The following is a 16,037-nucleotide window of genomic DNA, read 5'->3' as shown; positions in this document are numbered from 1 at the left end:
CCGAACTATTCGGCTGCCTCAGCTGCGGGAAGCCCATCAAGCCATGCCTTGAAGTCCACCAGTGCGCGCGCTGTGAGTGCCTTCTTCTTTGCTACTGATTTTTCCTTGCCGCGAAGTCGCTTGCCTTCCGGCTTGGGAACTTCGACGGGAGGGAAAAGGCCGAAATTGACGTTCATCGGCTGGAATGATCGCTTGCCGGGTTCGTCATCCGAAAGAATGTGTCCGCCGGTGATGTGGTTGAGCAGGGCACCGAAAGCGGTGGTCGCTGGTGGCACGGGAATAGGGCGGCCCAAGCGTTCGGCAGCAGCAAAGCGACCAGCGATCAATCCCATGGACGCGCTTTCCACGTAGCCTTCGCAGCCGGTGATCTGGCCGGCAAAACGAAGTCCTGGACGGCTCTTCAGCTGCAAAGTGCCGTCCAGAAGGGTCGGAGAATTCAGATAAGTGTTGCGATGCAGCCCACCGAGGCGGGCGAACTCGGCGTTTTCCAGACCAGGGATCATACGGAAAATGCGAGTTTGCTCACCATACTTCAGCTTCGTCTGAAATCCGACCATATTGTAGAGCGTGCCCAGCGCATTGTCCTGCCGCAGTTGGACCACCGCGTAGGGCTTCTGATCGGGCATATGCGCATTGGTCAGCCCCATAGGTTTCATCGGACCATGACGGAGCGTTTCGGGGCCTCGCTCCGCCATTACCTCGATCGGGAGGCAGCCGTCGAAATAGGGCGTGCCTTCCCACTCCTTGAATTCGGTCTTGCCGCCATCGAGCAAAGCTTGAATGAATGCTTCGTACTGCGCCCTGTCCATGGGACAGTTGATGTAGTCCTTGCCCGTACCGCCGGGGCCGACCTTGTCATAGCGAGACTGGAACCATGCCACGTTCAGATCGATGGAATCGAAATGAACGATGGGGGCGATGGCGTCAAAGAATGCGAGAGATTCGGCGCCGGTAGCCTGCGAGATCGCTTCTGCAAGTGCCGGTGCGGTCAAGGGACCCGTGGCAATAATTGCCAGGTCCCAGTCCTCGGGCGGTAGGCCGGTGATCTCTTCGCGTTCGATGGTGATCAACGGGTGGGCCTCAAGCTCTGCCGTAACGGCTTGTGAGAAGCCGTCACGATCCACTGCAAGCGCACCGCCGGCCGGCACCTGATTGGCGTCGCCCGAACGCATGATGAGCGAACCCGCCAATCGCATTTCCGCGTGGAGCAGGCCGACCGCATTGGTCTCTGCGTCATCGGAACGGAAGGAATTGGAACAGACCAGCTCGGCCAAGCTGTCGGTCTTGTGAGCATCGGTGCCGCGCACCGGTCGCATCTCATGCAAAATTGCGGGAATTCCCGCCTGTGCGATCTGCCAGGCAGCTTCTGAACCGGCAAGACCGCCGCCAATGATGTGTATCGGTTTCATGGGGAGGAGATAAGCTGCCATGCCGGGGAATGCAACGCCATAGGACGAGGAGCGCTAACCAAATATGCAGCGTGCCGTCGGGAGCGCTTCCCTCGTGAATAAACGCAGCTTAAACTACGTGCATGGGGCTTGAAATTTTACGTGTTGTATCGGTTTGCGTTGCGTTGGCACTCCTCTGGGCAGGCGGAGCGAAGGCGGAGCGACTGTATGTGTGCAGCGGTTATGGCTGCTTTTACAAGAAAAGCATGACGATCGACGCCGGGGTCAGGCGGAGACTGATTGCCATCATGGCATCAGGCAAAGCGTCTGCGAGAGCTGAACGGGCAGCCGTGGCAAAGGCGGTGCGCTATTTCGAAACTTTGGCAACGCGGGTTATCGGAGTGAGGGACGATCCGAAATCGGCACCCGGCGGTGCTCATGTCTATGGCCAGATGGATTGCATCGACGAGTCGCGAAACACGCATACGCTCCTGCGCTATCTGGAGCGGCATGGGCTTCTTCGTCATCACACAGTCCGGCGAAACTCCGCGCGCGGATTCTTCCTCGACGTGCGTTACCCGCATGCGACAGCCGTGCTTCGAACGAAGAGCGGTGAGGATTGGGCGGTGGATAGCTGGTTTGAGCCGGCCGGAGGCACGCCGGACATCATGAGACTGACCGAATGGAAAAAACGCGGTGTGCGCGGGGAACGCTGAGGGACGAAAAAAAAACGACACCCGCCGAGGGAGGAGGTTCGGCGGATGTCGTTATGGGATGACCGGCAATTTTGGGAGGAGGAGGTTGCCGGTCTATTCGCCAGGGTTGGGAGGAGGTAACCCAAGCGAAATCTATGAAACTCAAATCCTGACAGGCCCCATATAGGAGGCTTCTGCCCGGAAACAACACCCGCCGAGGGAGGAGGTTCGGCGGGTGTCGTTTTGGGATGACCGGCAATTGGGAGGAGGAGGTTGCCGGTCGGTTCCTTCGGGATTGGGAGGAGGATAACCCCAAAGGAAACTCTAAAACTCTGTGTGGCGAGCCGTTTCCGGCTCTGCCGCCCGTTTCAACACCTGCCGGGGGAGGAGATCCGGCAGGTGTTGTTTTGGGTGACCGACAATTGGGAGGAGGAGGTTGTCGGTCATATTCGTCAGGATCGGGAGGAGGTGACCCTGGCGAAACTCGAAATCTCGAATGCCCTTAGAGGGACTTGCGCGCCACGAAGGGGATGTCGCCGCGGGAGATGCCCAGATCGTTCAGCTCACGATTGGAGAGGCGGCTCAGCTCGGTGACGGTCTGACGGTAACGGCGCCAGTTGCGGTAATTGCGGATGATGTTCATCTCAGTGCTCGCTTCGTTTGAATTCCGTGTTCGTTTGTTGAGCCTGAGATAGTCCCTTACCGCTCAGCTTTGAAGTGCCAATGTTGCATGACAGCAATGCGATTTGTGCAATGCAGCATGGCGCTTTTGCGGCTGCGTTGTGGCCGATGTTCGGCCGGGATATAATCGGTTTATAAATGAGTGCGGAAAAGCGCGCGCCCTGTTCATGTCCGGCCGATCGGAGAAAGGCATAAAAAAGCCCTGAATCTTGCCAATTTTGCTTTGATAGACTAGGTGCAGGTGATATAGAACCCGCGCTTTCGGAAGCTTAGGGCGCTCCTTGGGTTTTTCGAAGCGGGTGTGGTGGAATTGGTAGACACGCAGGATTTAGGTTCCTGTGGCGCAAGCCGTGGGGGTTCAAGTCCCTCCACCCGCACCAGAAGGGCCATTCCCGGTAAGATTCCCCGACAGGAAGAGCGGTGGGCGCCGTGAAAGCGGCGGCAAAAGCGAATACAAAGGTATGATGGATGCAGGTAACCGAAACTCTCAACTCAGGGCTCAAGCGCGAACTTAAGGTCGTCGTTCCTGCAAAGGACATGGAGGCGCGCCTTAGCCAGCGTCTCGATGACGCTAAGGGCAAGGTCAACCTCAAGGGGTTCCGCCCCGGCAAAGTGCCCGCACAGCACCTGCGCCGCGTCTATGGCAAATCCTTCATGGCTGAGGTCGTGAACGAGATACTTGCGGACACGCAGAGCATCCTGTCGGACCGCGGCGAGAAGCCGGCCATTCAGCCGGAAATCTCAATGACCGAGGACGAGAAGGAAGCCGAAAAGGTTCTGTCCGGGAACGCCGACTTCGAATTCTCGATGTCTTACGAAGTTATCCCGCCGATCGAACTCAAGAGCTTCTCCGATATCAAGATCACACGTCAGGTTTATGACGTGACGGACGAAGAAGTCGAGGAGCAGGTCCGACGCGTTGCCGATTCTGCCCGCACCTATGAGGTGAAGAAGGGCAAGGCGGCCGAAGGCGACAAGGTCAAGCTCGACTATCTCGGAAAAATCGATGGTGAGCCTTTCGATGGCGGCGCCGCCGAGGATTCCGAAGTCGTTATCGGCATGAACCAGTTCATCGCTGGTTTCGAAGAGCAGCTTGTTGGGCTCAAGGCCGGCGATGAGACCACGATCAAGGTAACCTTCCCGGAAGAATATGCGGCTGCGCATCTGGCCGGTAAGGAAGCCGAATTCGATATCAAGGTCAAAGAGATCTCCAAACCGAACGAGCTGGAGATCAATGACGAGACCGCAAAGCAGCTGGGGCTGGAATCTGCCGACAAGCTTCGTGAGATCGTTCGCGGGCAGCTCGAGAACCAGTTCGGCCAGGTGACGCGCCAGAAGGCTAAGCGGCAGATTCTCGATGCACTGGATGACGCCTACAAGTTCGAAGCACCGTCCAAGCTGGTGGAAGCCGAGTTCGAGAACATCTGGAACCAGGTGACCCGCGATCTCGAGGCCGCCGGCCGGACCTTCGAAGACGAGGACACGACCGAGGACGAGGCGCGCGAAGAGTATCAGCGCCTGGCCGAACGTCGCGTGCGTCTGGGGCTCGTACTTTCGGAGATTGGCGAGAAGGCCGAGGTAAAGGTCAGCGATGAAGAGATGCAGCGTGCACTCATCGAATCGATCCGCCGCTACCCGCCGCATCAGCAGCAGGAAATCTACGAGTTCTATCGTCAGAACCCGCAGGCGATGGCCAACATCCGTGCGCCGCTGTTCGAGGAGAAGGTTATAGACCATCTGCTCGGTGAAATCTCCGTCACTGACGAAAAGGTTTCGCGCGACGAATTGATGGCGGACGACGAAGACGAGGCCGAGGCAAAGCCGGCAAAAAAGGAGAAGGCTGCTCCGAAGAAGAAAGCCGCTCCGAAGAAGGCTGCGGCCAAGAAGAAGGAAGAAGGCGAGTAATCCTTCTTCTTTAATCGGACGATCAGAAAAGGCCGCTCCATGAGCGGCCTTTTACCTTTGAGGGATATTCTCTTGCGGCACGATCAGATAAGACGAAGCCCCTTGAAACTCGCATGTCCCTTTTTGCCAATGATGATGTGATCGTGAACCGTGATGCCCAATGGTTTGGCGGTGTCGACGATGGTTTTCGTCATGTCGATATCGGCGCGGGAGGGCGTCGGGTCGCCTGAAGGGTGGTTGTGAACGAGAATGACCGCCGTGGCGGCGAGCTCCAGGGCGCGACGAACCAGCTCTCGCGGATAGACCGGCGTATGATCAACGGTGCCGGTCTGCTGAACCTCGTCGGCAATAAGCTGGTTCTTCTTGTCGAGGAAAAGGACGCGGAATTGCTCTCGGCTCTCATGGGCCATTACCGCGGTGCAATATTCAATCACCTGTGACCATGAGGTCAGGAGCTGGCGGTCGCGCAAGTCTGCCTTAAGCATCCGCTGAGCCAGGGCAGCGGCCACCTTGATATCGCGGGCGGCGGCCTCTCCTATACCGTCGACTTCCTGCAGCAGGCGCTCCGGGGCGCCGAAAATCTCGGGAAGCGAGCCGAAGCGTTCCAGCAAGGCTTTTGCCGGACCTTTCGTATCTGCACGCGGTATCGAGCGGAACAAAAAGAGTTCCAGTAACTCATAATCGGAAAGCGCCGTGCTGCCAGCTTCTGCGAAGCGCTGCCTCAAGCGGTCCCGATGTCCATGATAATGCGGCTTCATGCCGGATTTTCGAGTGGGTACAAGCGGCCGTTCGGCCAGAAAACCGTGGTCGTCGTCCTCTTCCATGAAATGTCCCCGCCACTGTTCCATGGGAACGTGCGGTTTGCCGATGACGCACGTCCTGATGGCAGTCTAGGCCGGGAGACCGGGCCGGTCGAGCCCCGCGGGCGAAAGCGTGAAAATTTCGCAGCCGGTCTCTGTGACACCGATCGAGTGCTCGTACTGGGCTGACAGTGAACGATCGCGGGTCACCGCAGTCCAGCCATCAGACAAAACCTTCACGTGCGGGCGACCGAGATTGATCATCGGTTCAATGGTGAAGATCATGCCGGGACGCATTTCGACACCTTCGTTCACACTGCCATAATGCAGGATGTTGGGTGCGTCATGGAACAACTGACCGACCCCGTGGCCGCAAAAGTCGCGCACAACCGAACAGCGTTCTCCCTCCGCATAAGACTGGATGGCCGCTCCGATCGCGCCCGTGCGTGCACCGGGCTTTACTGCGGCGATGCCGCGCATAAGGCACTCATGGGTGACCTCGAGGAGCCGTTCGGCGGCGCGCTTGATCGTGCCGACGGGATACATGCGGCTCGAATCTCCATGCCAACCGTCGAGGATATAGGTGACATCGATGTTGACGATATCGCCATCGCGCAGCGGTTTATCATCCGGAATCCCATGGCAAACCACGTGATTGATGGAGGTGCAGGTGGATTTTGTGTAACCGCGATAGTTCAACGTCGCGGGGATCGCTCCGTGATCCATACCGAATTCAAAAACAAACCTGTCAATCTCATTGGTGGTCACACCTGGTGCAACCCGGCCTGCAAGCTCGTCCAGGCAGCGTGCGGTCAGGTTCGATGCCCGGCGCATGCCTTCGAAGCCTTCCTCGCCGTACAGGCGAATCTGGCCAGTGTTTCGCATCGGGGCGGAGTCTGCTTCGAGGTAGGTGACCATGAGGTTTGAATCGCTTGCACTTCGATTGGATATGGTTGCCGGATTTTGCTGTTTTTATTGCACGATGTCTATCAGACGATCGGGCTTGATTGCTTCAGGGGTGATTTGGCACTTGATGGCGTAAGCTTCAACCCCGGCCTTGTCAGCGAGTGCAAAAGCCTTTGCGTAAGCAGGATCGAGATCGCCGCACAAACGAAAGCGCTGGCAGTCGCCTCTTTGTACCAGATAGATCATGACCGCCCGATGGCCTGCCTGGCGCATAGCGGCAAGTTCGTGCAGATGCCGTGCTCCGCGCTCCGTCACTGTATCGGGGAATTCCGCGAGACCTTCTTCGCGCATGAAATGCACATTCTTCACCTCCACATAGGCGCGGGGACGCCGAGGATCTTCCAGAAGCATGTCGATGCGGGAGCGTTCCCCGTAGCGCTGTTCGCGCTTTAAAGTGTCGTATGTGGCAAGGTCGGAGACCAGGCCTGCATGGATTGCTTCCTCGGCAAGTCTATTGGGCAGTCCCGTGTTTATCCCGACCAGGGTGCCGTCAGCCTCCACGATCTCCAGACGGTGGCGATATTTGCGCTTCGGATCATCGGAGTGGGAGAGATAGACGCGCGATCCCCTGGCCGTCAGCCCGAGCATGGAACCGGTGTTCGGTACCGAGACCGTGAGCTCAGTGCCGTCCATGAGCATGACATCTGCCAGGAAGCGCTTGTAGCGGCGGACCAGGCGTGCCTCGATCAGCGGTGCTGAAAATTCCATGAGGGCCTTTCGATGCGTATCTGCTTGGGATTGCGGTGTCTTTGCAGGTTGATCAGTTGCGCGCCGGATGCCGGGACAGCGCGGCAGCGCGTTTTCGATAGTATGGGCCGAGGACCAGTGGCGTCAGATACATGGGTATCTGGTAGCAACCGATGAACAGCAGAAGCGAATCGGTCACGCCGGCGGGGAGGGCGGTCAAGAAGAGGCCAATATTGCGGTTACCAGCAGCAATCCCCAATGGCGCTGCAATTGTCTTCCAGCCAAAACGTTCGAGCAGGACCGTTACGCCGATCTGCAACAGGAAATTGGCCGCAAAGGCAATCGCGAGATTGAGGCCTACCCGTGCCGGATCAACAAAAATCGTCTCACCGACCGCCGACATGAGACCGATCACCACAACACTCATGAGAATGGCAGAAAGACCGTCAATCGACCGGATCGCAACCGGCGTCGGGTTTGCGAATGCGAAACGGCGAAGAATAAAAGCTGCGGACACGGCAAGCACGATGACAGCCAGAAGCCGGCCGGCGGCCGCCAAAATCACGTCTGCGCTGCCAAGCGCGGGTGTGAGCCAGAAGACGGGCAGAACCGTCAGCGGCAAGAGTGCGGTTCCAAGCGTCATAACCCGCATGGCTGGGGCAGGATCATTGCCGGTCATGATCGCCAGATGCGGGCTCCCGGAAACCGGAGCAGCAGCTGCCATCAACACCAGCGCCGTAGGCAGGACGCCTTCCCAGCCGGTCGCCAGGAACACCAGCGCGAAGCTGATGGGTAAAAACAATTGAAAGGCGAGGGTGGCAGCAAGCGAGTGGCGCAGCTCACCGAGCGCACCGACAAGGGCCTTCGGTCCCACCCTCAGGGCTGCCAGAAAGAGCAAAGCTGCAATCATTTCGGCGATCCAGGGTTTTGCCGCGTGCGCAGCTGCCGGCGAGGCGGTGCCGACCAATAGCCCTGCGATGAGGAAGAACCGGGCGCGCGAGGCGGCAAAACCAAGCGCCTTTTCGGCAACAATCAACGGGCCCTGCATTTCACTGCCTTCCTGCTCATGCCGGTGAAACCGTTACGCCACCATCGCTCAACAAACCATGAGCGAGAAGTACGCGGGCTGGCAGGTCGGGTCAAACGCCAAGGAATTCCATTGGCCGATCTACGATGTCAGGAGGTAAAACTGGCACGCCCAACGGGACTCGAACCCGTGTTTCCGCCGTGAAAGGGCGGCGTCCTAGACCGCTAGACGATGGGCGCGCTCAAGACGATCCGGCTTATAGTGAGCTTCGTTGCCGGGGGCAACCCGTCTTGTGATGGTTCCATGCTTTTTTTGTGATTTATTTTCTGCGACGGCAGCGCCAGTTCCAGTCGCGCTCCGGGCCGACGTCCACATGCACCGATTTTGTATGACAATAGGTGCCCACGCCACCACGACCGGGCATAGAGCGGACATATTTGGCCAGTTCCCACTTGCTGACGCCATCAATCTGGATGTCGGCGGCGGCGCAATACATGTGGAGAGACTTACGGGCGCCGCGTACACGGCGATTGTAACTGGGGCTGCGATAACCCGATGTGACGACGATTCGTTTGCCGTAATGCCGTTCGATCGCCTTGAGCATGCCGACCAGGGCAGGTTTCAGACAGGCGGTATCAACGCTTTCACGCTGTTTGAGGAGACCATTGGGAGCAAGTCTCGCCATACCGGCAGCCGAGGCGACCTGGTAAGCTGGCTCCTCCTCGTAAATATCTGCGTCGGCATCACCGCTGCCTGTCTTGCTTGAGAACTCGAACAGGCTTTCGCCCTGCCGTACCCCAGGGAGCGCTGAGCCCATATTGACCGATGCCTGCACGGGCTTCGTGTCGGGTGAAGCCGAGGCGAGCATAACCTTCGACGTCTCCGCGGGCTTGGCTTTGCTCGTGTCGATCAGGGGGCGAGTGGCTTTCTCCGCTGCTTTTGCGGCTTTCGGTTCCTTGGCAGAGAAGAAGGCTGAAAGGAAACTCTGTCGCTTGGACGCTGATTCGCTTTCGGGCGGCGGTGTTGCATCGGCTGCTGAGACCTCATCGGAAGTGTCTTCCGGAACAGGAGAGGCGGTTGCCGTCTGTGTAGGGGCACTCTCGGTCGGAGAGGCGGTTTCCTCTGACGGGCTCCCGGCGGCGGCAGTCTCGGTTGCCGAGACAGATTCCTCCTGCGCAGCCGCTGCTGTCTCTGCCGAAACCTCTTCGGTGGACGCCACCTCTTCTTTTTGGCCAGGACGTTCGGAGGGGAGAGGTACCGAACCCGAGGTTTCCGATCCGTCAGCGCCGTCGGCGGCTGCAAACAGGACGCCATCGCTGGTTGACAGATCAGGCCCGCTGTCGCCGCTCTGCAGCGCAGTCGGCGCGAGGCCAAGTTGGGTTACGGGGTCAGACGTGGTGGAGCAGGAGGCCAGAAACAGCGCGCAAATTACACCTGTCAGACTGATCCGACCATGGCCCAACACCGTCATACAGCGTTTTCCGCTCTCGTCCCCCAACAACAGAAATATGCCCCTCAATTGGTTGTATTAAGCACGCAACGGTGAACCGAATTCGGATCGCAAATCTGTAGCAAGTGCTTGTCTTGCCTGCGAATCCCAGCCCGATGAAGAACCATATAGGCGTTAGAAAACAATTGAGGCAAGAACATGTTTCATCACGAGACTACGTCAAAGTTCATTCAAGGCCCCTAAAAGCATTGTTTCATGCTGTCATTTTGTGTGATTACGCGCGGATGCGCACGTATTCTCCGGGGGCATCGCCAAGCGTCTTCTTGTTCTTCGCAGGGTTACGGGCTTTCACCTGTCGGCTGTCCTGCGACATCATCCAGCGTTGCCATTGGGGCCACCAGGAGCCGCCATGCTCCCGGGCATCTGCCATCCATTCATCAAATTCGCCACGGGGCTCCCGGCCGGTCCAGAACTGGTACTTTTTCATTTCGGGCGGATTGATGACGCCTGCTATGTGCCCTGAACCTGCAAGAACGAACTCGACCGGCCCTCCGAAAAACCGGCTGCCAAGGAAGACGGATTTCGCAGGCGCTATATGATCCTCACGCGTGGCAAGGTTGAAAATCGGGATTTTTATATCTTCGAGACGAAGGGTTTTGCCGCGCAGGACAGCGCGGCCGCGCGAAAGGTTGTTCTCAAGATAGCAGTTGCGCAGGTAGTAGGAGTGGTTGGCGGCTGCAAGCCGGGTGGAATCGGAATTCCAGTAAAGGAGGTCGAAGGGCAGCGGAGCCTGGCCGCGCAAGTAATTGTTGACGACATAGGGCCAGATCAGATCGCCGGCGCGTAGCATGTTGAATGCGGTAGCCATGCGTGTCGCGTCCAGGTACCCCCGTTCGCGCATTGCCGAGTCCAGCGCCTGGATCTGCTCTTCGTCGACGAAGACCTTTAGGTCTCCTGCAAAGGTGAAATCCACCTGTGTGGTTAGAAAGGTGGCGCTGGCAATGCGGTCATCGCCCTCGTTGGCCATCAGGGCAAGGCAGGCTGCCAGCAGCGTTCCGCCGACGCAATACCCCATGGCATTGACCTGTTTTTCTCCTGTCGCGGCTTGGATGGTGTCGAGGGCAAACTTTATGCCCCGGTCGATATAATCTGCCCAGTCGTAACGTGCGTGGCGTTCGTCAGGATTGATCCAGGAAATGACAAAAACCGTATGTCCCTGCTCAACCGCCCAGCGAATGAAGGAACGTCTGGGATTGAGGTCGAGGATGTAGAATTTGTTGATCCAGGGGGGGACGATGAGGAGTGGCCGCTTCAATACATTCTTCGTCGCAGGGGCGTATTGGAGGACTTCGACCAGATCGTTGCGGGCAACGACTTTGCCCGGCGTCGTAGCCAGATTCTCGCCGATCTCGAATTTGGAACTGTCGGACTGGCGGAGTTTGAGATCGCCTTTTCCAGCGGCAATGTCTTCGGCAAGCATGCGCATGCCGCGCACGAGGTTTTCCCCATCGCTCGCCATTGTCTCGCGATAGAGCTCGGGATTCGTCAGGAGAAAATTCGACGGTGACAGGGCCTGACTCATCTGCTCGACGTAGAACCGCGCCTTGTGGCGCGTTATGTCATCGAGCTCATCAGCGCCATCCACCAGCTCGGCGGCCCAACGTGCGGTTACGAGATAGGCCTGCTTGAGAAAACTGAAAAAGGCGTTGCGCGCCCATTCGGGGTCCTGGAAACGCTTGTCGGTGGCTGGGGTCGGAACGTAGTCACCGACGTTCTCTTCGCTCAGCCGGCGGATGGCATTTGCCCAGATGCCCATGAATTCGGCGAAGAGACGTGTCTGAGCTTCCAGCGCACGAGTGGGGTCGCCCAGCCAATATTCACTAACCCGCGAGAATGTCCTGATCATGTCGGCAATCGGCGCGGCCGTTATGTCGCTCGTCTCGCCCTTTTCTCTCGCTTGCGTCCAGGAGGCCGCAGCCTTGCCGAGTTCCTCAAGCGCGCGCGCCAAATTTTGCGCCAGACGTTCGGGATCTTTTGCGAAATACTGCTGGAGCGTTGAGTCTGCGTGGTTTCCTGCGCCGTTGGTCTGCTTTTCCTGAGCCATAATTTGCGCCTGCAACCTGAACGCGCCTTTCAAGCGGCGCGGTGTTAACGTAATCTCACGGGAGGCTCCCCCGCGACCATCATGCATGGTAGTGGCTTGAATCGGAAGAGAATATGAAAATCAGAGCTCACCGCGGTTTTTTTCGCATCACCGAAGTACTTGGCCTGGCGGTTTCCCTCTCGCTGACGCTCGGTGGATGTGTCAGCGCAAGTCTGGAAGACGCTGTGCCATCCGCGGCGATCAGGACGCCAACACCCTTGCCGAGGCCTGGGTCGCAGCCCGCGCCAGAGGTAACGTCCGCCCCTGCTGTGCGCAATACCGGCGCTTATCCCGATCTCAACATCCCGCCGGAATCGGCAGCGACGCCGATTGATGCCACCGAGAAGGACGCGCTCACGCGCGATCTCTCCGCTGTGCGGGAACGTCTGGCTGTCCGCGCTCCAGGCAACAACGCCGAAGCCGAGGCGGCACGTCTGCGCCGACTTGCCAAAACGCATGCCGAGCGGCAGCTCGAGGAAATCGAAAAGAGCGAATAACCTCTGCTCTCCTTCCCCTCGACCAGTCGAGGGAATGGGTATATGAGGACCGGTCACCGGTCTCGCGTCACCTGCATCGAGGTATGATGATGGAAGAATTTCATAAAATCCGTCGGCTCCCGCCCTATGTTTTCGAGCAGGTGAATCGCCTCAAGGCGAGTGCGCGTTCGCGCGGTGCCGACATCATCGATCTCGGCATGGGAAATCCCGATCTTCCAACCCCTCAGGCCATTGTTGACAAACTGTGTGACGTCGTGCGCGATCCGCGTACACATCGCTATTCTTCTTCGCGCGGCATTCCCGGTCTTCGGCGGGCGCAAGCGGCCTATTACGAGCGTCGGTTCGGCGTAAAGCTCAACCCTGAAACCCAGGTGGTCGCGACCCTGGGGTCGAAGGAGGGGTTTGCGAATATGGCCCAGGCGATCACTGCGCCGGGCGATGTGGTCCTGTGTCCCAATCCGACTTACCCAATTCACGCTTTCGGTTTCATTATGTCGGGTGGCGTTGTGCGTGCCATCCCCGCCGAACCTGACACGAATTTCATTCCGGCGCTCGAACGTGCCGTGCGCTATTCGACGCCGAAGCCTATCGCGCTCATCCTCAATTACCCGTCGAATCCGACAGCCTGCATGGCGTCGCTGGATTTTTACAAGGATGTGGTCGCGTTTGCGCGCAGAAACGATCTGATCATCCTTTCTGATCTTGCCTATTCGGAGATCTATTTCGAGGGTAATCCGCCGCCTTCCGTTCTGGAAGTGCCCGGCGCGATGGACGTCACGGTGGAGTTCACCTCCATGTCCAAGACTTTTTCCATGCCGGGCTGGCGCATGGGGTTTGCGGTCGGCAATGAGCGGCTGATCGCTGCGTTGTCGCGCGTCAAATCCTATCTGGATTATGGGGCGTTCACACCGATTCAGGTGGCGGCTGCGGCTGCTTTGAATTCCGATGGCACGGAGATTGAAGAGGTCCGCGAAGTCTATCGTCGCCGCCGAGATGTGCTAGTGGAATCGTTTGGCCGCGCCGGCTGGGACGTGCCGCCTCCGCCAGCTACCATGTTTGCGTGGGTGCCGATCCCGGATGCCTACAGTGAACTTGGCTCTTTGGAGTTTTCCAAGCTTCTGGTGGAAAAGGCCGAGGTGGCGGTTGCACCTGGCATCGGTTTTGGTGAGTTCGGGGACCAGTATGTGCGTATCGCGCTGGTGGAAAACGAGCACCGGATCCGGCAGGCTGCTCGCAGCATCAAGCGCTTCCTTGCAACCGCACCGGAAAACACTGACAACGTCATCCCGCTCGGCGCCCGACGCTGAGTCTTAATCACTGAACTATCGAGAAGGAGCACGCCGCATCATGGCCGAAGCGTTGCGTATTGGAATTGCGGGTTTGGGAACCGTAGGCGCTTCCGTCGTGCGTTGCATGACGGACAAGGAAGCGGAACTGACCAGGCAATGCGGACGCACAATGGCCCTGACTGCAGTTTCTGCACGTGACCGCAATCGCGACCGCGGCATCGAACTGGGCAATGCGCAATGGTTTGACGACCCGGTCGAGCTGGCCGGATCCGCCGAGATCGACGTGTTCGTCGAACTGATCGGTGGCGACAGCGGTGCTGCCTATGATTCCGTGAAGACGGCATTGGAGGCGGGGCGTCACGTGGTGACGGCGAACAAGGCATTGCTGTCCAAACACGGTGTCGCGCTGGCGGCGATCGCGGAGGAGAAGGGCGTTCTTCTCAACTACGAAGCCGCAGTGGCCGGCGGCATCCCCGTTATCAAGACCATGCGTGAAGCGCTCGCCGGGAATGAAGTGAGCCGTGTGTTCGGCATCATGAACGGCACGGCGAACTACATTCTGACACGCATGGAGGAAGAAGGGCTCTCCTTTGAAGACTGTCTCTCAGAAGCGCAGCGCCTTGGATATGCCGAAGCCGATCCCACCTTCGATATCGAGGGACACGACACGGCACATAAACTCTCGATCCTTACGAGTCTCGCTTTCGGCTGTCAGATCTCTGCTGACGACATCTACATGGAGGGCATCTCCAATATCAGCCAGGCAGATATCCGGGCTGCGAGCGAACTTGGCTATCGCATCAAGTTGCTGGGCGTCGCCGTCAAGACCGAGAGCGGGATCGAGCAACGGGTCCATCCGACGATGGTTCCCACGCACTCGGTGATCGCGCAGGTGCATGGCGTGACCAATGCCGTGGCGATCGAAACCGATGTGCTTGGCGAGCTTCTGCTTTCAGGACCTGGCGCAGGCGGAAATGCTACAGCCTCTGCGGTCATCGGCGATATGGCCGACATTGCGAAGAGCCGCCCGGGTTTTCAGCACGGTCCGGTCTTCGGGCGTCCGGCGGCCAAGCTGAAACCCTACAAGCGGGCGCGAATGCGCTCGCACGAGGGAGGGTACTTCATCCGTATGACGGTGCATGACCGCGCCGGTGTGTTCGCGGCCATTGCCAAGCGCATGGCCGATAACGAGATTTCGCTCGAATCGATCGTCCAGCATGCCGATGGCGGCCTGCCGGACGAGCAGAAGAACGTGATTCTCGTCACTCATGAGACAACGGAAGCGGCCGTTCGCAAAGCGGTTGACGGTGTGATGAAGGACGGTCATCTCGTGGACAAGCCGCAAGTTATCCGCATCGAGCGGGCAGCCTGACGCACATTTCGAGCCTGTCACATTTATTCAATCGATTCATGTTTTTGACGGGGCGACCGGGGTCTTGCCGTGCCGCGCCGTCTTTGCCACAAGAAGCCGCCGCCCATGGAAGGCGGTGAACATCAGGATCTGGATACATGTTGAAAGCCACGCAGGCGGGTCTCGACCGCATACTCACACTGGAACTCGTTCGTGTGACGGAGCGCGCGGCTGTGGCTGCGGCAAGGCTGCGTGGCCGTGGCGACGAAAAAGCGGCCGATCAGGTTGCCGTAGATGCGATGCGCTCGGAGCTCAACCGCCTGCCGATCAAGGGCACTGTGGTGATTGGCGAAGGCGAGCGCGATGAAGCGCCGATGCTCTATATCGGAGAAGAAGTGGGTGTGGGCGAAGGTCCTGAGGTCGATATCGCGCTCGATCCGCTTGAGGGCACCACGATCTGCGCCAAGAACCTGCCCAACTCTCTGGCGGTAATCGCCATCGCCGAGCGAGGCAGCCTGCTTTACGCGCCCGACGTCTACATGGAAAAAATCGCTGTCGGTCCCGGTTATCCCGAAGGCGTCGTCGATCTCGATGCTCCCGCCGTGGAAAATATCGAGGCGCTGGCAAAGGCCAAGGGTGTGCCAGTCAACGAGATCACTGCCTGCATTCTCGACCGGCCCCGCCATGCGCGTCTGATCGAGGAAGTGCGCGGAACGGGTGCTGCGATCCGGCTGATCGGCGACGGTGACGTGGCCGGCGTGATTCATACGACCGATCCGGATGAAACCGGGATCGATATTTATCTTGGCATCGGCGGTGCGCCTGAGGGTGTTCTGGCGGCAGCCGCATTGCGCTGTATCGGGGGGCAGATGCAGGGACGCCTGCAACTCAATACCGAGGAAAAGATCGCGCGCGCGGCGAAGATGGGCATTTCAGACCCAAACAAGGTCTATCGCATGGATGAGATGGCTAAGGGAGATGTGTTGTTTGCCGCAACCGGTGTGACGGATGGCAACCTGCTTTCCGGCGTCAAGTTCGGCCGGGACCAGATATCCACGCACACCATTGTCATGCGTTCCTCCTCTCAGACGGTGCGCGAGATCATCGCCCGTCATCAGGACCTGGACAAGTTCTGAGAACCTCAAGGCCGCTTGCCAT

14 protein-coding genes and 2 tRNA genes are annotated in these 16,037 nt (G+C 58.6%); 7 read left to right on the top strand and 9 right to left on the bottom strand.

Features of this window, described 5'->3' with window-relative positions:
* Positions 1-5 precede the first annotated feature (5 nt).
* Positions 6-1,430, bottom strand: coding sequence for a methylenetetrahydrofolate--tRNA-(uracil(54)-C(5))-methyltransferase (FADH(2)-oxidizing) TrmFO (trmFO, locus tag HF949_RS13620; protein ID WP_292896091.1), 1,425 nt, complete (start codon positions 1,428-1,430; stop codon positions 6-8).
* 224 nt (positions 1,431-1,654) lie between these two features.
* Between trmFO and HF949_RS13615 the strand changes: the two genes are divergently transcribed.
* On the top strand, positions 1,655-2,104 hold the full coding sequence (locus tag HF949_RS13615) for a hypothetical protein (RefSeq protein ID WP_292896089.1): 450 nt from the start codon (positions 1,655-1,657) through the stop codon (positions 2,102-2,104).
* Positions 2,105-2,585: 481 nt separating this feature from the next.
* Here HF949_RS13615 and HF949_RS13610 read toward each other — a convergent pair whose 3' ends face one another.
* On the bottom strand, positions 2,586-2,726 hold the full coding sequence (locus HF949_RS13610; protein ID WP_007008226.1) for a DUF1127 domain-containing protein: 141 nt from the start codon (positions 2,724-2,726) through the stop codon (positions 2,586-2,588).
* Positions 2,727-3,059: 333 nt separating this feature from the next.
* Here HF949_RS13610 and HF949_RS13605 point away from each other — a divergent pair.
* A tRNA-Leu gene (locus HF949_RS13605) sits at positions 3,060-3,144 on the top strand.
* 88 nt (positions 3,145-3,232) lie between these two features.
* The gene (tig, locus tag HF949_RS13600; protein ID WP_292896084.1) at positions 3,233-4,669 is read left to right on the top strand and encodes a trigger factor; all 1,437 of its coding nucleotides are present in this window, start codon (positions 3,233-3,235) and stop codon (positions 4,667-4,669) included.
* Positions 4,670-4,752: 83 nt separating this feature from the next.
* Here the strand turns inward: tig and radC are convergent, their stop codons facing one another.
* From radC to HF949_RS13565, 7 genes are all read right to left on the bottom strand, one after another.
* The gene (radC, locus tag HF949_RS13595) at positions 4,753-5,493 is read right to left on the bottom strand and encodes a RadC family protein (RefSeq protein WP_292896082.1); all 741 of its coding nucleotides are present in this window, start codon (positions 5,491-5,493) and stop codon (positions 4,753-4,755) included.
* Positions 5,494-5,559: 66 nt separating this feature from the next.
* Positions 5,560-6,387: a type I methionyl aminopeptidase gene (map, locus tag HF949_RS13590; protein WP_292896080.1), complete on the bottom strand. Its 828-nt coding sequence runs from the start codon at positions 6,385-6,387 to the stop codon at positions 5,560-5,562.
* A gap of 54 nt (positions 6,388-6,441) precedes the next feature.
* Positions 6,442-7,143 carry a DNA/RNA nuclease SfsA gene (sfsA, locus tag HF949_RS13585; protein WP_292896078.1) on the bottom strand — a complete coding sequence of 234 codons (702 nt, stop codon included), beginning with the start codon at positions 7,141-7,143 and terminating at the stop codon, positions 6,442-6,444.
* Positions 7,144-7,195: 52 nt separating this feature from the next.
* Positions 7,196-8,170, bottom strand: a complete 975-nt coding sequence (locus tag HF949_RS13580; RefSeq protein ID WP_292896076.1) for a hypothetical protein — start codon at positions 8,168-8,170, stop codon at positions 7,196-7,198.
* 142 nt (positions 8,171-8,312) lie between these two features.
* Positions 8,313-8,388, bottom strand: a tRNA-Glu gene (locus HF949_RS13575).
* A gap of 80 nt (positions 8,389-8,468) precedes the next feature.
* Complete coding sequence (locus HF949_RS13570) at positions 8,469-9,620, bottom strand: D-Ala-D-Ala carboxypeptidase family metallohydrolase (protein WP_292896074.1); 1,152 nt, start codon at positions 9,618-9,620, stop codon at positions 8,469-8,471.
* A 253-nt stretch (positions 9,621-9,873) separates the two neighbouring features.
* On the bottom strand, positions 9,874-11,703 hold the full coding sequence (locus HF949_RS13565) for a PHA/PHB synthase family protein (RefSeq protein WP_292896072.1): 1,830 nt from the start codon (positions 11,701-11,703) through the stop codon (positions 9,874-9,876).
* A gap of 113 nt (positions 11,704-11,816) precedes the next feature.
* Here HF949_RS13565 and HF949_RS13560 point away from each other — a divergent pair, with 113 nt between their 5' ends.
* The 4 genes from HF949_RS13560 to glpX all read left to right on the top strand — a co-directional run bounded on the left by HF949_RS13560 (position 11,817) and on the right by glpX (position 16,015).
* Positions 11,817-12,239, top strand: a complete 423-nt coding sequence (locus HF949_RS13560; protein WP_292896070.1) for a hypothetical protein — start codon at positions 11,817-11,819, stop codon at positions 12,237-12,239.
* A gap of 86 nt (positions 12,240-12,325) precedes the next feature.
* The gene (locus HF949_RS13555) at positions 12,326-13,546 is read left to right on the top strand and encodes an LL-diaminopimelate aminotransferase (RefSeq protein ID WP_292900198.1); all 1,221 of its coding nucleotides are present in this window, start codon (positions 12,326-12,328) and stop codon (positions 13,544-13,546) included.
* Positions 13,547-13,586: 40 nt separating this feature from the next.
* Positions 13,587-14,900, top strand: coding sequence for a homoserine dehydrogenase (locus tag HF949_RS13550; protein WP_292896068.1), 1,314 nt, complete (start codon positions 13,587-13,589; stop codon positions 14,898-14,900).
* A gap of 137 nt (positions 14,901-15,037) precedes the next feature.
* Positions 15,038-16,015 (top strand): class II fructose-bisphosphatase, encoded by a 978-nt coding sequence (glpX, locus tag HF949_RS13545; protein WP_292896066.1) that lies wholly within the window; start codon positions 15,038-15,040, stop codon positions 16,013-16,015.
* Positions 16,016-16,037 lie beyond the last annotated feature (22 nt).

It is taken from the genome of Nitratireductor sp. (assembly GCF_017794765.1).
GTDB lineage: Bacteria > Pseudomonadota > Alphaproteobacteria > Rhizobiales > Rhizobiaceae > Nitratireductor.
This window is presented reverse-complemented; position numbering and strand designations above follow the sequence as displayed.

What these genes read in the sequence shown, in the direction of transcription:
- trmFO (WP_292896091.1), bottom strand. Translation starts at nt 1,430, where the DNA reads ATGGCAGCTTATCTCCTCCCCATGAAACCGATACACATCATTGGCGGC.
- HF949_RS13615 (WP_292896089.1), top strand. Translation starts at nt 1,655, where the DNA reads ATGACGATCGACGCCGGGGTCAGGCGGAGACTGATTGCCATCATGGCA.
- HF949_RS13610 (WP_007008226.1), bottom strand. Translation starts at nt 2,726, where the DNA reads ATGAACATCATCCGCAATTACCGCAACTGGCGCCGTTACCGTCAGACC.
- tig (WP_292896084.1), top strand. Translation starts at nt 3,233, where the DNA reads ATGCAGGTAACCGAAACTCTCAACTCAGGGCTCAAGCGCGAACTTAAG.
- radC (WP_292896082.1), bottom strand. Translation starts at nt 5,493, where the DNA reads ATGGAAGAGGACGACGACCACGGTTTTCTGGCCGAACGGCCGCTTGTA.
- map (WP_292896080.1), bottom strand. Translation starts at nt 6,387, where the DNA reads ATGGTCACCTACCTCGAAGCAGACTCCGCCCCGATGCGAAACACTGGC.
- sfsA (WP_292896078.1), bottom strand. Translation starts at nt 7,143, where the DNA reads ATGGAATTTTCAGCACCGCTGATCGAGGCACGCCTGGTCCGCCGCTAC.
- HF949_RS13580 (WP_292896076.1), bottom strand. Translation starts at nt 8,170, where the DNA reads ATGCAGGGCCCGTTGATTGTTGCCGAAAAGGCGCTTGGTTTTGCCGCC.
- HF949_RS13570 (WP_292896074.1), bottom strand. Translation starts at nt 9,620, where the DNA reads ATGACGGTGTTGGGCCATGGTCGGATCAGTCTGACAGGTGTAATTTGC.
- HF949_RS13565 (WP_292896072.1), bottom strand. Translation starts at nt 11,703, where the DNA reads ATGGCTCAGGAAAAGCAGACCAACGGCGCAGGAAACCACGCAGACTCA.
- HF949_RS13560 (WP_292896070.1), top strand. Translation starts at nt 11,817, where the DNA reads ATGAAAATCAGAGCTCACCGCGGTTTTTTTCGCATCACCGAAGTACTT.
- HF949_RS13555 (WP_292900198.1), top strand. Translation starts at nt 12,326, where the DNA reads ATGATGGAAGAATTTCATAAAATCCGTCGGCTCCCGCCCTATGTTTTC.
- HF949_RS13550 (WP_292896068.1), top strand. Translation starts at nt 13,587, where the DNA reads ATGGCCGAAGCGTTGCGTATTGGAATTGCGGGTTTGGGAACCGTAGGC.
- glpX (WP_292896066.1), top strand. Translation starts at nt 15,038, where the DNA reads ATGTTGAAAGCCACGCAGGCGGGTCTCGACCGCATACTCACACTGGAA.